Here is a 15,219-nt window from a genome sequence, read left to right as displayed (position 1 = left end):
AGGGCGATCGCAGGTTGTAAAAAAGCGGAGTGACGTATGGACACGTCACCCCGCTTGTTCACTGAATTATTCTGCGCGCTTTTAGTGGACACACTAAAGCTGTAGCTTACAGAAAAAGGCTTTTTGGGTCCACCGCTAATGAGCCTTAAAGGCAGGGGAATGCGACAGGACGTCGCTTAGCGGGTAAAAACGGAGGCTCAGGATAATCCTGAACCCCCGTTTTGGCTACTGATTAGTGCAGATCCAGCACGTCTCGCATGTCGTACAGGCCAGGCTCACGCCCCTCCAGCCAGAGCGCGGCACGGACCGCCCCCTTAGCAAACGTCATACGACTGGAAGCCTTATGCGTGATCTCCAGGCGTTCGCCTTCGGCCGCGAATAGCACGGTGTGATCACCAACGACGTCCCCACCACGAACAGTCGCGAAACCGATGGTGTCGCGCGCGCGCTCACCGGTATACCCCTCGCGCCCGTACACCGCGACTTTTGACAAGTCACGACCCAGCGCATCAGCGATAGCCTCGCCCATACGCAGCGCAGTACCCGAGGGTGCGTCGATTTTGTGACGATGGTGGGTCTCGATAATCTCGATATCCGCCTCATCACCCAGCACTCGCGCCGCCATGTCCAACAGCTTGAGCGACAGGTTCACACCGACACTGAAGTTGGCGGCGAACACCACAGGGATCTCCTTGCCCGCCTCCACCAGCAACTGCTTTTGCTCGGCACTCAACCCCGTAGTGCCAATGACCATAGCCTTGCCTGCCTTGCGACAGAACGCCAGATTCTTGAGCATCACCTCGGGTAGCGTGAAATCGATCAAAACGTCGAACTCATCGGCCACCTGCTCCAGGCTGCCCGACAACGAAACGCCGATACGCCCCAATGAGGCCAACTCACCGGCATCCGCGCCGATCAACGTGCTGCCCGGGCGAACGATCGCCGCCGTCAGCCCGGAGGCCGGTGAGCGCAACTGCACCGCTTCAACCAGCGTCTTGCCCATGCGCCCGGCAGCGCCCATTACGGCTATACGTCGCATACTCAATTCCTTACAGATCGCCGAAGAAGCGCTTCACGCCTTCGAAGAAACCAGTGGTTTTCGGCGAATGGGTATCATCGCCTTCCAGCGAGCTACGGAACTCTTCGAGCAGCTCACGCTGACGACGCCCCAGATTGACCGGTGTTTCCACCGCCACACGGCACATCAAGTCACCTGCACCGCCGCCACGTACCGGCGCAACGCCTTTGCCGCGAATACGGAACTGTTTACCGGTTTGCGTGCCTTCAGGGATCTTGAGCTTGACGCGACCATCCAGCGTCGGAATCTCCAACTCGCCACCCAGCGCCGCATCGACAAAACTGATCGGCACTTCGCAGAACAGATGCTTGCCGTCGCGCTGGAAGATCGCATGCTCACGCACGTTGATCACCACGTACAAGTCACCCGTTGGTCCTCCCTGGGTGCCAGCCTCACCCTCACCCGACAGGCGAATGCGATCACCGGTATCCACACCCGCCGGCACTTTCACCGACAAGGTTTTGTATTCTTCGACACGACCTTCGCCATGACAGGAATCGCATGGATCGGAGATGATCTTGCCCTGTCCATGGCAACGCGGGCACGTCTGCTGCACCGAGAAGAAGCCTTGTTGCATACGGACTTGGCCAATACCACCGCACGTAGGGCAGGTGATGGGCGAAGAGCCTTTCTTGGCGCCCGAACCGTCGCACGGCTTGCAGTTGACCAGCGTTGGCACACGAATATTGACGCTGGTACCGCGAACCGCTTCTTCCAGGTTCAGTTCCAGGGTGTAGCGCAAGTCGCTGCCGCGCTGCGCACCGCCACGCTGACCACCGCGGCCGCCGCCAAAGAAGTCGCTGAACACATCGCCGAAAATATCGGAGAAATTCTGCCCACCAAAACCGGCGCCGCCGCCCCCCATGCTTGGGTCGACACCGGCATGGCCATACTGATCGTAGGCCGCACGCTTATTGGGATCACATAGGCATTCGTAGGCCTCATTGGCCTCTTTGAACATTTCTTCGGATTCTTTGTTATCCGGATTACGGTCCGGGTGGTGCTTCATCGCCAGACGACGGTAAGCCTTTTTCAGCTCCGCCTCGCTGGCACCACGCTCCACACCCAAAACTTCGTAATAGTCACGCTTTGCCATAAGTCTTTGCACTCTTAAGGACGTTCAGCCAGGCCCTCCTGAGCCTTGCCGAACTCGTTGAGCCCCAATACAGGCCCGGACCCAACTCACGTCAATTCAACGATCCTGGTCATCACTGCTTTCAGCCAGGCGCCCGGCCAAAAACGCGGTATTAAACCCTCGGAAAGCAGGAGCATCCCCGATCACACCGCCAGCATCCGACTGTTGTCGCATGCTGTAAAAATTCGCGTACCCCAAACACGCCAACGCGGGAGCAAGCTCCCGCGCGGCGACATCCTACCAGTCACCGCTTGAAAGCGGTCAACCGGGCGACCAAGTTACTTCTTCTGGTCTTCTTTAACTTCTTCGAACTCAGCATCGACAACGTCATCATGCTTGGCTTCTGGTTCTGCCTGTTGTGCAGCACCGTCTGCCGGCTGAGCTTGCTCGGCGTACATCTTCTGAGCCACTGGCGCAGAGACTTTCGACAACTCTTCAATCTTGGCTTCAATGGCGGCCTTGTCATCGCCTTTGACGGCGGCTTCCAGGGCAACCACGGCAGCCTCGATTGCAGCTTTCTCTTCAGCCGTTACTTTTTCGCCAGCATCCACGACCATTTTGCGGGTCGAGTGCACCAGAGCATCGCCCTGGTTACGAGCACCAGCCAACTCAGCAAACTTGGCATCGGCGTCAGCATTGGCTTCAGCATCACGAATCATCTGCTGAATTTCTTCATCAGACAGACCGGAGTTGGCCTTGATCGTGATCTTCTGCTCTTTGCCGGTCGCCTTGTCTTTCGCACCTACGTGCAGAATGCCGTTGGCGTCGATGTCGAAGGTCACTTCGATTTGTGGCACACCACGAGGCGCTGGTGGAATATCAGCCAGGTCAAACTTGCCCAGAGACTTGTTCTGAGAGGCTTGCTTACGCTCACCTTGCAGCACATGAATAGTCACGGCGCCCTGATTGTCATCGGCAGTCGAGAACACCTGAGATTTCTTGGTAGGAATCGTGGTGTTTTTCTCGATCAGCGCGGTCATCACGCCACCCATGGTTTCGATACCCAGGGTCAGCGGGCTGACGTCCAGCAACAGCACGTCTTTCACATCACCGGCCAATACCGCGCCCTGAATCGCAGCACCCATGGCAACCGCTTCGTCCGGGTTGACGTCTTTACGTGCTTCTTTACCGAAGAACTCGGTGACTTTCTGCTGCACCAGCGGCATACGAGTCTGACCGCCCACCAGAATCACGTCATTGATGGAGCCAACGTCGATGCCAGCGTCTTTCAATGCAATGCGGCAAGGTTCGATGGTGCGCTGAACCAGGTCTTCAACCAGTGCCTCCAACTTGGCGCGAGAAATCTTCACGTTCAAGTGCTTAGGACCGGTAGCATCTGCTGTGATGTACGGCAGGTTAACGTCAGTCGACATGCTTGACGACAGCTCGATCTTGGCTTTCTCGGCAGCTTCTTTCAGACGCTGCATCGCCAGCGGATCACCTTTAAGGTTCATGCCGCTTTCTTTCTTGAATTCGTCAACGAGGTAGTCGATCAGACGAATGTCAAAGTCTTCACCACCCAAGAAGGTGTCACCGTTGGTAGCCAGCACTTCGAACTGGTGCTCGCCATCGACTTCGGCAATCTCGATCACCGATACGTCAAAGGTACCGCCACCCAGGTCATAAACGATCACGGTGTGATCGCCTTTGGCCTTGTCCATACCGTAAGCCAGAGCAGCAGCGGTCGGTTCGTTGATGATACGTTTTACGTCCAGACCTGCGATGCGGCCGGCATCTTTGGTCGCCTGACGCTGGCTGTCGTTGAAGTAAGCCGGAACGGTGATCACCGCCTCGGTCACAGCTTCACCCAGATAGTCTTCGGCAGTCTTCTTCATCTTTTTCAAGACTTCAGCCGAGATCTGCGGAGCGGACATTTTGTTGCCGTTCACTTCAACCCAGGCGTCACCGTTGTCAGCCTTGGCGATTTTGTAAGGCACCATCTTGATGTCTTTCTGCACGACTTCTTCGTCGAACTTGCGACCGATCAGACGCTTTACCGCGTACAGAGTGTTATGCGGGTTAGTCACCGCCTGGCGCTTGGCCGACTGACCGACCAGGATCTCGCCGTCGTTGGCGTAAGCGATAATCGAGGGCGTGGTGCGCGCGCCTTCGGCGTTCTCAATAACTTTGGCCTTGCCGTTTTCCATGACCGAGACGCACGAGTTGGTGGTCCCCAGGTCGATACCGATAATTTTGCCCATGATTTACTCTCCCGAAACTTGAATTTTGTTGCCGCAGCAGTTTTGGCTAACTGCGGTAGCACTTAAACGCTTGACTTATAAATGGGGGCCTTGCGGCGGATTTCAAGCCTGCTCATCAATAGAAGGTGCAACGGGCGCTGGCGCCTTGCTTACCACCACCATTGCCGGGCGCAGCAAGCGACCGTTGAGCAGGTATCCTTTCTGGAACACCTTCAAGACGCTGTTGGGCTCAAGGTCGTGGCTTTCTTGCATGGCCATAGCCTGATGATGCTCAGCGTTGAACGGCTCACCGCCTTGCGGATCGATAGCTTCCAGCTGATACCGCTTGAGCGTGTCCTGGAACATCTTCAGGGTCAGCTCAATGCCTTCGCGCATCGCACGGATGTTTTCATCATCCGGATTGGACAGCTCCAGGCCGCGCTCCAGACTGTCGATAATCGGCAGCAGGTCGCTGGCGAATTTTTCCAGCGCGAATTTATGCGCTTTTTCTACATCCTGCTCGGCACGGCGGCGGACGTTCTGCAGATCAGCGGCAACACGCAAAGACTGATCCTGCGCAGCGGCCAATTGCTCTTCTAGCACTTGCACACGAGTTGCCAGTTCATCACCGACAGCCGAATTGGCGTCTGGAGTTTGCGTATCCTGCGTCTGTTCGTCAGCCATAGATTCTCTCCTTTCAAAATCATGCGCGAACTCAACTCGCGCTTCTGTTCCGGTATATGGGGCCACAATTTCCAGGTTCAAGGGCGCAAGCATGACCAAAAGTCACGCAGAGGGTCAGGATTAATTCCTGCCCGCAAATTCCCGATTGCGCTAAAAACAGTATGGATCCAAGCAAATCGAACTAAGCATCAGGATTGTCACCTCCTGACAAAACACTGTATAAATAACCAGACATAAAGCCTGGGAGCCGCCGTCATGCTCGTGCACCTGTCCGTACATAACTACGCCATTGTTGAACATCTGGATCTCGAACTGGATCGCGGAATGAGCGTAATCACAGGCGAAACCGGCGCCGGCAAGTCGATCATGCTAGACGCCCTGGGCCTGACCCTGGGCGATCGCGCCGACAGCGGCGTAGTGCGCCCAGGCGCAGAAAAGGCCGATATCCTGGCCACTTTCGACTTGGCGGATATTCCAGAAGCTGAAACCTGGCTGGCTGAGCGCGACCTTAGCCATGAAGGACCGTGCATCCTGCGACGGGTCATCACTGCCGAAGGGCGCTCACGCGGCTATATCAACGGCACGCCCTGCCCGCTTGGCGACCTGAAAGCATTGGGTGAATTGCTGATCGATATCCACAGCCAGCACGAACATCAGTCTCTGCTTAAAACCGACACACATCGGCGCTTGCTCGACGAATACGCTGGCGCCACCGATCTATCCAGGCAAGTGCAGCTTGCTGCGCAACGCTGGCGCCAGACACGCCTGGAACTGGAACGACTCTCCAATTCCGGCGATGAGCAACGCGCTCGCCATCAGTTACTCAGCTATCAGCTCGAAGAGCTGGAGAGCCTGGGTCTTGGCGAAATGGAGCTGGAGCAGCTTGAACAGGAACACAAGAACCTCACCAATGCAGAAACCCTTCTGGGTATCTGCCGTCAGGTGGTGGAGCAATGCAGCGAAAGCGATTCCGGAAATGTGCTCAACGCGCTCACGGCCAGCCTCAACCGCCTGTCCAGCGTGAATAACGCCTCGGGTTCGCTGAGCGAAGCGACAACCCTGCTGACCAGTGCGCAGATCCAGGTTGAAGAAGCAGTCGGCGAGCTGAATAGGTTTCTGGACCACTTCGATGCCGATCCGGCGCGCTTGCAGGAAATAGAAGAACGACTGGACACTATTTATACCCTGGCCCGCAAACATCGAATCCAGCCCACTGAACTGGCGGCGATGCAGCAGAAATTGCTGGATGAAATCGAAACCCTGAATGCCAACGATGAATCCATTGAAAGACTGGGCGACGAACTGGCTTCCTATGCTCGGCATTATCAAGAGAAGGCCCGCGAACTGAGCGAGTTACGCCAGCACGCGGCCACAAACCTTGCTGGGGCTGTTGAGCAAGAAATTCAGCGCCTGGGCATGCCTGGCGGGCGCTTTACTATCGAGCTGCGCACCAATGCCAGCAACGAACTGCAGCCCCATGGCCTGGAACAGGTAGAACTACTGGTCAGCGCCAACCCTGGACAACCTCTCAAAGCGCTGGCAAAAGTCGCCTCCGGGGGCGAGCTGTCGCGAATCAGCCTGGCTATCCAAGTGATTACCGCACAGACCTCCAGAGTACCCACGCTGGTATTCGACGAGGTGGACGTAGGCATCGGCGGGCCAACGGCGGAAATTGTCGGCCAACTGTTGCGCCGCCTGGGAGAGCGAGGCCAGGTACTCACAGTGACGCACTTGCCGCAGGTCGCGGCGCAAGGGCATCAACATTTGTTTGTACACAAGGTCAGAGGCAGCGATGCAACACGTACAGCTGTGTCCAGATTGAACAAGTCAGAACGCGTGGAAGAAGTGGCTCGCATGCTGGGTGGGATAGACCTGACCAAAGAGTCTCTGGCGCATGCGAAGAAGATGGTCGTAGCCGCCAAGGCATGAACCGGAATTTTCTTGCAAACAGCACGAAGGCGACCCAAGGGTCGCCTTCGTGCTGTTTGCAAAGTACATCTGTAGCGTTTTTTTACTTTTTCTTACGGATGTACAACACAAGATTATGGTCAACCAGATCGAAGCCATGTTCTTCAGCGATTTCATGCTGAAGCTTCTCGATTGCCGGGCTGGTGAACTCAATAACCTCATTGGTATCGAGGTCCACCATATGGTCGTGATGACCGCCGTCAGCCAGTTCGAACACTGCATGACCGCCGTCGAAATTATGACGAACCACCAGCCCTGCGGCTTCAAACTGGGTCAGCACACGGTAAACCGTGGCCAGGCCAACGTCCTCATTAGACTCCATCAGCGCCTTATAAACATCTTCAGCACTCATGTGGCGCTGCTCGGCAGAATCGAGCATTTGTAGAATCTTGACTCGTGGCAGAGTCACTTTGAGACCGGCTTTGCGTAGTTCGCTATTTTCAACCATGGTTAGCTTTCTCGCGGATGCTGCTTCGCAGCTTCTCTTAATACGGGTATGATCGGCGTTTACGTTGTCCCAGCCAAGATAGTGGAAGTCGCCCACCGATGCAAAACACCAAGCTCTTGCTAACCAGTTTCACCTTTGTGGGACTGCTCGCACTCGCCGGTTGTTCATTCCCCGGGGTTTACAAAATCGACATCCAGCAGGGCAATGTCGTCACGCAGGACATGATAGACCAGTTACGCCCCGGAATGACCCGACGGCAAGTACGGTTTATTATGGGTAACCCCCTGCTGGCCGACACTTTCCATGCCGATCGCTGGGATTATCTCTACAGCATTCAGCCGGGTGGCGGTGAACGCCAGCAGGAGCGCGTCAGCGTCATTTTTAATGGCAGTGACCAGCTTGTCAGCCTGTCAGGTGACTTCATGCCCGGCGTAAGCCGTGATGAGGCTTTGCTTGGCAAAGATAATGGCGCGAACGTTACGGCCCCCGCGCAAGAGGGGGAAAAGCCGAAGTCGGAGGTCCCAGCCAAGCCGGGTTCCTTGCTGGACAGAATCCAGAAGGATGTCGACGGCGTGGAAACCGTTCCCGTCCCGACACCTCAGCCGTTGGACACCAGCCCACAATAAAACTGTGCGGCACACGAAAAAAAGCCCGGCATGCCGGGCTTTTTCGTATCTGCCGATTAGCGGAGCTAAGTATTCTGCTGCCTGGCAAGCGCTGCCTTGGCTGCACGCAACCTGCGCACTTCCTTGGGATCAGCCAACAAGGGACGGTAAATCTCAACTCGATCGCCCGCTTGTACAACACGCACATCAGCGTCAGAAATAGCCTTACCGAATATCCCTAATGCACAAGTCGCCGGATCAATACCGGGGAACTGCTCCAGAACTCCCGAGAGCTGTACCGCGTTGCGCACACTCGTGCCCAAGGGCACGGTCACAGCAAGCAAGACCTGACGATCGACAGCGGCGTGCACCACTTCGATTTCAACCATGCAGCTGCTTAGCCCGCTGACAGAATGCATCCACCAAGGTATTGGCCGCCTGATTGAATAACGGCCCAAGCGTCGCTCGTACGATGGGTCCGGCATAATCAAACGACAAATCCAGGCTGATTTTGCAGGCCTTGTCCGTCAATGCTTTAAAAATCCATACGCCATGCAACTGGGTGAATGGGCCTTCCTGCAAATTCATTTCGATGGATTTACCCGGCACCAATACATTGCGCGTAACGAAGTGCTGACTAAGCCCCCCCTTGGCCACGCCCACGCTGGCGACCATGTGCTCAGCACTGCTTTCAAGCACTTCGGCAGTTGAGCACCAGGGCAGGAATTCCGGATAACGCGCCACGTCGTTGACCAGATCATAGAGCGCCTGTGCCGGATAGGGCAGCAGCGCCGAACGTTGAATATGCGTCGTCATGTGTGCGTTATTTCCACAGCTGAGCGGCAAACATCGCGAAGGAACAGCCCGATCCGCGAGAGAAAAAAACCAAAGAACTGCCCGCATTGTCCGGGATTCGTCCAACACGCTCAAGCACGCAGGTTGACCGTAGCCGCCAAGCTCGCAACTGCCTATAATGCCGCCCCTATGGCTAAACAAAAGAAACACCCCACAGGGACCATCGCGCAAAATAAAAAGGCGCGACACGATTACTTCATCGAACATCGTTTCGAGGCTGGTCTGGTCCTGGCCGGCTGGGAAGTAAAGAGTCTGCGTGCCAGCAAACTGCAGCTGGTCGACAGTTACGTACTGCTCAAGGATGGTGAAGCGTGGCTGCTGGGCAGTCATATCACCCCGCTGACCACCGCGAGCACTCATGTGATTGCCGACCCGGTACGCACCCGCAAGCTACTGCTCAACGCCCGCGAGCTGGACAAGCTTGCCGCGGCCGTGCAGCAGAAGGGCTATGCCTGCGTCTGCCTGTCCTGGTACTGGAGCAAGCACTTGGTCAAGTGCGAGATCGCACTGGGCAAGGGCAAGAAGGAATACGACAAGCGCGACACCGAACGCGAGCGCGACTCCAATCGCGAGCTGCATCGCGCGGTACGCAACAAGGGCAAGGAAGAATAACCTTGTACGATGTAGCCTCGGCCAGCACCCGCGGCTACATCCCTTTGCGTCGCTCCGCACGTGCCACGCGCTGAACCTCCTGACGAACTTCCTCCAACACTTCCTGCACGTACAACAAGTGTCGTGTAGACACCTCCCTTGCCTGCTCGGCCCGCCCCTCGATGATCGCTAGGTACAAATCCCGATGCTGATTGATCAGCATGTCACGGGTTTCTGTACGTTGCTGATACATGCCACCGATATTAGTCACCACGTTACGCTTGAGCAGATCGAACAAACCTCGAATCGTGTGCAGCAACACCGCGTTATGACTGGCCTCGGCAATGGCCAGATGGAACCGAGCATCCGCCGCCCCCTCCTCGGCCCGACTGACTTCATCGACGCGCGTGTAGCAGTCCTGCAACGCTTCAAACGCAGTAGTCAGCCGTTCCCTGTCGACTTCGGTGGCACGCAACGCCGCGTAATACGCGCATGACGCCTCCAAAGTCTGGCGAAACTCCAGCAAGTCACGCTGGGCTTCTGGATTGTTCTCCAGTAGATGCAGGAGCGGATCGCTGAAAGTCGAACCCAAAGAGTCGACGACATAGTTGCCGCCCCCCTGACGACTGACTAACAATCCTTTGGCCGCCAGCTTCTGGATAGCCTCGCGCAACGACGGACGCGAGACTCCGAACTGCTCAGCCAAGGCACGTTCAGCCGGCAAACGCTCGCCGGATTTCAACGTACCCTCAAGGATCATTCCTTCAAGCTGCTCGACAATATCGTCAGACAGACGGCGCTGCCGCACCTGATCAAACGCCATAACTCACTCTCCACCATCCCGACCACTCGCCGGGCCCTCTATTCTGGCCTATCGCCGCCGTTCCAGCACCCATCAGAGTGCCTTCGATTTTGCCGCTCAGATCCCCTCAGCCATCCCACTACGACCAAAGTTTTGCAGGCGGCAAATTGACACATCCCACGAAGGCTTTTAACCTAGCTCACATCGATTGTAAATTGGTATTACCAATTATCCATATCGACAAAAAAGTGCCTGACCAACAACAATTAGGGGCCACCCCATATGCAAACCTGGCAACAGCTTTACAGCCCACTCGGCAGCCTCGGCTTGTCCGCTCTCGCCGCAGTCATCCCGATCGTATTCTTCTTCCTGGCCCTGGCAGTGTTCCGCCTCAAAGGGCATGTGGCCGGCAGCATTACCCTGGCACTGTCGATCCTGGTGGCGATTTTTGCTTTCCAGATGCCGGTCGATATGGCTTTCGCCGCTGCCGGTTACGGGTTCGCCTATGGTCTGTGGCCTATCGCGTGGATCATCGTGGCGGCCGTGTTCCTCTACAAACTCACGGTTAAGAGCGGCCAATTCGAGATTATCCGTAGCTCGGTTCTGTCGATCACCGACGACCAACGCCTGCAAGTGCTGCTGATTGGCTTCTGCTTTGGCGCCTTCCTGGAAGGTGCGGCCGGTTTCGGCGCACCAGTGGCCATCACCGCAGCGCTGCTCGTTGGCCTGGGCTTCAACCCGCTTTACGCCGCCGGCCTCTGCCTGATAGCTAACACTGCCCCCGTCGCATTTGGCGCACTGGGCATCCCCATCATCGTGGCCGGGCAAGTGACGGGCATTGATGCGTTCAAGATCGGGGCCATGACTGGCCGCCAACTGCCACTGCTGTCGCTGTTCGTGCCGTTTTGGCTGGTGTTCATGATGGACGGCCTGCGCGGCGTACGTGAAACCTGGCCAGCAGCCCTGGTTGCGGGCTTGAGCTTTGCGATCACCCAGTACTTCACCTCCAATTTCATCGGCCCGGAACTGCCAGACATCACTTCGGCGTTGGCCAGCCTGATTGCCCTGACGCTGTTTCTGAAAGTCTGGCAACCCAAGCGCACCGCTGGCGCGCAAATTGCCGGCGCCACCTCAAACACGGTAGTGACTGCAAGTGCCGGCGGCTTTGGCCAGCCGCGCAGCACGGTCGCATCGCCGTACAGCCTGGGGCAGATTTTCAAGGCGTGGTCGCCGTTCCTGATTCTCACGGTGTTGGTGACGATCTGGACCCTCAAACCGTTCAAGGCGATGTTCGCCGCCGGCGGCTCGATGTACAGCTGGGTGTTCAACTTCGCGATTCCGCATCTGGATCAACTGGTGATCAAGGTCGCCCCCATCGTGACCAACCCCACCGCAATCCCGGCGGTGTTCAAGCTGGACCCGATTTCAGCCACCGGTACGGCGATTTTCTTCTCCGCACTGATCTCGATGCTGGTGCTGAAGATCAACATCAAAACTGGTCTGACCACTTTAAAAGAAACGTTTTACGAACTGCGTTGGCCAATCCTGTCCATCGGCATGGTGCTGGCGTTCGCCTTTGTCACCAACTATTCCGGCATGTCGTCGACCATGGCGCTGGTATTGGCCGGCACAGGGGCTGCTTTCCCATTCTTCTCGCCATTCCTCGGCTGGCTGGGGGTTTTCCTGACAGGCTCCGACACCTCGTCCAACGCACTGTTCAGCTCGCTGCAGGCCACCACTGCCCACCAGATCGGCGTCAACGACACGCTGTTGGTTGCCGCCAATACCAGCGGTGGCGTTACCGGCAAGATGATCTCGCCACAGTCGATCGCCGTGGCCTGCGCCGCTACCGGCCTAGTCGGCAAGGAATCCGACCTGTTCCGCTTCACCCTCAAGCACAGCCTGTTCTTTGCCACCATCGTTGGCTTGATCACGTTGGCACAGGCCTATTGGTTCACCGGTATGCTGGTGCACTGAGACCTGCACGTAATAGGGTAAGAACCGACGCCGGGTAACTATTCCGGCGTCCGCTATTTCTGGAGGACGAATGAGTCTGCCTGCCGCTTTCCTTAATGACGTCGCACAGCTGATCCCACCAAACCGGCGCTTCGACGACCCGCTGTCCACCCTCGCGTTCGGAACCGACGCCAGCTTTTACCGATTGATCCCACAACTGGTGATCCGTGTAGAGTCCGAAGACGAAGTCGTGACGCTGCTGCAATGGGCCCAGCGCGACCATGTACCCGTTACTTTTCGCGCCGCCGGCACCAGCCTGTCCGGGCAAGCGATCAGCGACTCGGTGCTGATCGTACTGGGCGACAACTGGAACGACCGCGAAATTCGTGGACAAGGCACGCAGATCCGTTTGCAGCCCGGCGTGATCGGCGCGCAGGCCAACGCCTGGCTCGCGCCGTTCGGGCGCAAGATCGGTCCGGACCCGGCATCCATCAACGCCTGCAAGATCGGCGGTATTGTTGCCAACAACGCCAGCGGTATGTGCTGCGGCACCGCACAGAACACTTACCACACCCTGGCGGGCATACGCTTGGTGTTGGCCGACGGTAGCCGTCTGGATACGGAAGACCCTGTCAGCGTCAGCGCTTTTCGCGCGCAACACGGCGCACTGCTGGAGCGTCTGGCAACACTGGGGCGCGAAACGCGGGCAAATACCGAGTTGGCGGCGAAAATTCGCCATAAGTACCGTCTGAAAAATACCACCGGCCTGTCACTTAACGCTTTGGTGGACTTTGACGACCCGCTGGAAATTCTCAGCCACCTGCTGGTGGGCTCCGAGGGTACGCTGGGTTTCATCAGCGCAGTGACCTACAACACCGTGGTCGATCATCCGAACAAGGCGTCGGCATTGATTGTGTTCCCGGATGTGGAGACCTGTTGCAACGCCGTCACCGTGCTGAAAACTCAGCCAGTCTCGGCCGTAGAGCTACTGGACCGCCGTAGCATGCGTTCGGTGCAGAACAAACCCGGCATGCCCGCGTTCGTACAACACCTATCGGAAAATGCCTGCGCACTGCTGATCGAATCCCGCGCGGCGACTTCCTCGCTACTGCAGGAACAACTGGCACTGATCATGGCGTCCCTGGCCCGTTTTCCTGTGGAAAAACAGGTCGACTTCACCGAAGACCCCGTGGAAAACGCCCGCCTGTGGGCCATTCGTAAAGACACCTTCCCCGCCGTCGGCGCCGTGCGCAAGACCGGTACTACAGTGATCATCGAAGATGTGACCTTCCCGGTCGAGCAATTGGCTATCGGCGTAAACCGCCTGATCGAACTGTTCGACAAACACCACTACGACGAAGCGATCCTTTTCGGACACGCGCTGGAAGGCAATCTGCACTTCGTGTTCACTCAAGGCTTCAACAGCAGTGAGGAAGTCACACGCTATCAAGCGTTCATGGATGACGTCGCGCAGTTGGTTGCAGTGGAGTTCGGCGGTTCGCTCAAGGCCGAACACGGCACCGGGCGTAATATGGCCCCATTCGTCGAGCTGGAATGGGGCAGCGATGCCTATCAGTTGATGTGGCAACTCAAGCGCCTGCTCGATCCCAACGGCATTCTCAACCCGGACGTGGTGCTCAGCGAAGACCCGCAGATCCACCTCAAGCACCTCAAGCCGCTGCCCGCCGCCGATGAGTTGGTGGATAAATGCATCGAGTGCGGATTCTGCGAACCGGTGTGTCCGTCCAAAGGGCTGACACTGAGCCCGCGCCAGCGCATTGTGATCTGGCGCGATATACAAGCCAAGAAACGCGCCGGGGTCGATACCACCGAACTGGAAACGGCATACCACTATCAAGGTATCGACACCTGCGCCGCCACCGGCCTCTGCGCCCAGCGCTGCCCTGTGGGAATTAATACCGGCGACCTGGTGAAAAAACTGCGTGCCAGGAACGCAGACCGTACGAAAACGGCCGAATGGCTGGCCACCCATTTCTCCACTGCGTTGCAAGGTGCGCGCTTTACCCTGCATGTGGCGAATGGCGCCCGCATGCTGCTGGGCGCGCCGCGTCTGGCCAAGCTGTCTGCCACAGCAACCCGTTTGTCGAAAGGGCAAATCCCTCAGTGGACAAACGCCATGCCCCAGCCGGAAAAAGCCATTCGCTTCAGTCCTCCTGTAACTGACGAGCGGCCCCGCGTCGTCTACCTGGCGGCATGCGTGTCGCGGGCAATGGGCCCAGCTGCCGGCGATAAAGAGCAGATGTCGCTGTACGACAAAACCCGTGGCCTACTGGAAAAAGCCGGTTACCAAGTGGTTATCCCAGAGAATCAAGACAACCTCTGCTGCGGTCAGCCATTCGCTTCAAAAGGTTACGCCGAACAGGCCGAACACAAACGCCAGGAACTGATCGGCGCCCTGCTCCACGCCAGTCGCGGCGGCCTGGACCCCATCTACTGCGACACCAGCCCCTGCACCCTGCGCCTGGTGCAAGACCTGGGCGAAACCCGCTTGGACCTCTATGACCCGGTGCGGTTTATCCGCACCCATCTCATGGATCGACTGGACTTCACACCGCAGGAAGCACCGATCGCGGTGCACGTCACCTGCAGCACCCAACACCTGGGCGAAAGCCAGGCGCTGATTGAACTGGCCCGACGTTGCGCCAGCACCGTGATCATCCCGGAAGGCATTCATTGCTGTGGTTTTGCCGGTGACAAGGGTTTTACCACGCCGGAACTCAATGCCCATTCACTGCGCTCACTCAAGGACGCAGTGCAATTTTGCAGCGAAGGTATTTCCACCAGCCGCACCTGCGAGATCGGCCTGAGCCAACATGGCGGCATCGATTATCACGGACTGGTCTACCTGGTGGACCGGGTCACCCAGGCCCGTGCCCATTAACGCTGCAAAAAAACA

The 15,219-nt window shown here is 57.3% G+C and carries 13 protein-coding genes; 5 read left to right on the top strand and 8 right to left on the bottom strand.

Translation table 11 applies throughout. The features are described from left to right. Positions 1 to 232: 232 nt before the first annotated feature. From dapB to grpE, 4 genes are all read right to left on the bottom strand, one after another. Positions 233 to 1,039, bottom strand: coding sequence for a 4-hydroxy-tetrahydrodipicolinate reductase (gene dapB, locus ABX75_RS12975; RefSeq protein ID WP_034100737.1), 807 nt, complete (start codon positions 1,037 to 1,039; stop codon positions 233 to 235). 10 nt (positions 1,040 to 1,049) lie between these two features. Further along, positions 1,050 to 2,174, bottom strand: a complete 1,125-nt coding sequence (gene dnaJ, locus ABX75_RS12970; RefSeq protein WP_034100739.1) for a molecular chaperone DnaJ — start codon at positions 2,172 to 2,174, stop codon at positions 1,050 to 1,052. Between the two features lie 317 nt (positions 2,175 to 2,491). Next, positions 2,492 to 4,414 (bottom strand): molecular chaperone DnaK, encoded by a 1,923-nt coding sequence (gene dnaK, locus ABX75_RS12965; RefSeq protein WP_034100742.1) that lies wholly within the window; start codon positions 4,412 to 4,414, stop codon positions 2,492 to 2,494. Positions 4,415 to 4,516: 102 nt separating this feature from the next. Next, positions 4,517 to 5,170, bottom strand: coding sequence for a nucleotide exchange factor GrpE (gene grpE, locus ABX75_RS12960; protein ID WP_256203856.1), 654 nt, complete (start codon positions 5,168 to 5,170; stop codon positions 4,517 to 4,519). Between the two features lie 162 nt (positions 5,171 to 5,332). Here grpE and recN point away from each other — a divergent pair, with 162 nt between their 5' ends. Then, positions 5,333 to 7,006, top strand: coding sequence for a DNA repair protein RecN (recN, locus tag ABX75_RS12955; protein ID WP_047882051.1), 1,674 nt, complete (start codon positions 5,333 to 5,335; stop codon positions 7,004 to 7,006). A gap of 82 nt (positions 7,007 to 7,088) precedes the next feature. Here the strand turns inward: recN and fur are convergent, their stop codons facing one another. After that, positions 7,089 to 7,493, bottom strand: a complete 405-nt coding sequence (gene fur / locus ABX75_RS12950; RefSeq protein WP_010562662.1) for a ferric iron uptake transcriptional regulator — start codon at positions 7,491 to 7,493, stop codon at positions 7,089 to 7,091. A gap of 98 nt (positions 7,494 to 7,591) precedes the next feature. On the opposite strand from fur, the gene ABX75_RS12945 reads away from it, so the two are divergent. Beyond that, positions 7,592 to 8,119 carry an outer membrane protein assembly factor BamE gene (locus tag ABX75_RS12945; protein ID WP_047882050.1) on the top strand — a complete coding sequence of 176 codons (528 nt, stop codon included), beginning with the start codon at positions 7,592 to 7,594 and terminating at the stop codon, positions 8,117 to 8,119. Positions 8,120 to 8,184: 65 nt separating this feature from the next. On the opposite strand, the gene ABX75_RS12940 is transcribed toward ABX75_RS12945, so the two are convergent. After that, positions 8,185 to 8,487, bottom strand: coding sequence for an RnfH family protein (locus ABX75_RS12940; RefSeq protein ID WP_034100752.1), 303 nt, complete (start codon positions 8,485 to 8,487; stop codon positions 8,185 to 8,187). After that, entirely contained in the window at positions 8,480 to 8,914 is a 435-nt protein-coding gene (locus ABX75_RS12935) for a type II toxin-antitoxin system RatA family toxin (RefSeq protein ID WP_034100754.1), read from the bottom strand. The genes ABX75_RS12940 and ABX75_RS12935 overlap by 8 nt, the downstream gene beginning before the upstream one ends. A gap of 168 nt (positions 8,915 to 9,082) precedes the next feature. Between ABX75_RS12935 and smpB the strand changes: the two genes are divergently transcribed. Then, positions 9,083 to 9,565 carry an SsrA-binding protein SmpB gene (smpB, locus tag ABX75_RS12930; protein ID WP_024077453.1) on the top strand — a complete coding sequence of 161 codons (483 nt, stop codon included), beginning with the start codon at positions 9,083 to 9,085 and terminating at the stop codon, positions 9,563 to 9,565. A 34-nt stretch (positions 9,566 to 9,599) separates the two neighbouring features. Here smpB and ABX75_RS12925 read toward each other — a convergent pair whose 3' ends face one another. Beyond that, a complete protein-coding gene (locus ABX75_RS12925; RefSeq protein WP_034115111.1) occupies positions 9,600 to 10,367 on the bottom strand; it encodes a GntR family transcriptional regulator in 768 nt (255 codons plus the stop codon). Positions 10,368 to 10,628: 261 nt separating this feature from the next. Here ABX75_RS12925 and ABX75_RS12920 point away from each other — a divergent pair, with 261 nt between their 5' ends. Together ABX75_RS12920 and ABX75_RS12915 are read left to right on the top strand one after the other, a co-directional pair. Next, entirely contained in the window at positions 10,629 to 12,323 is a 1,695-nt protein-coding gene (locus ABX75_RS12920; RefSeq protein ID WP_047882049.1) for a lactate permease LctP family transporter, read from the top strand. 70 nt (positions 12,324 to 12,393) lie between these two features. Further along, positions 12,394 to 15,204: an FAD-binding and (Fe-S)-binding domain-containing protein gene (locus ABX75_RS12915; RefSeq protein WP_034100760.1), complete on the top strand. Its 2,811-nt coding sequence runs from the start codon at positions 12,394 to 12,396 to the stop codon at positions 15,202 to 15,204. Positions 15,205 to 15,219: the final 15 nt, after the last annotated feature.

The sequence above is a fragment of the Pseudomonas sp. ARP3 genome (genome assembly GCF_001029595.1).
In the GTDB taxonomy this organism is placed as follows: Bacteria; Pseudomonadota; Gammaproteobacteria; order Pseudomonadales; family Pseudomonadaceae; genus Aquipseudomonas; species Aquipseudomonas rhodesiae.
Note: the sequence above shows the minus strand (reverse complement) of the source record. Positions and strands in the feature narration are given on the sequence as shown.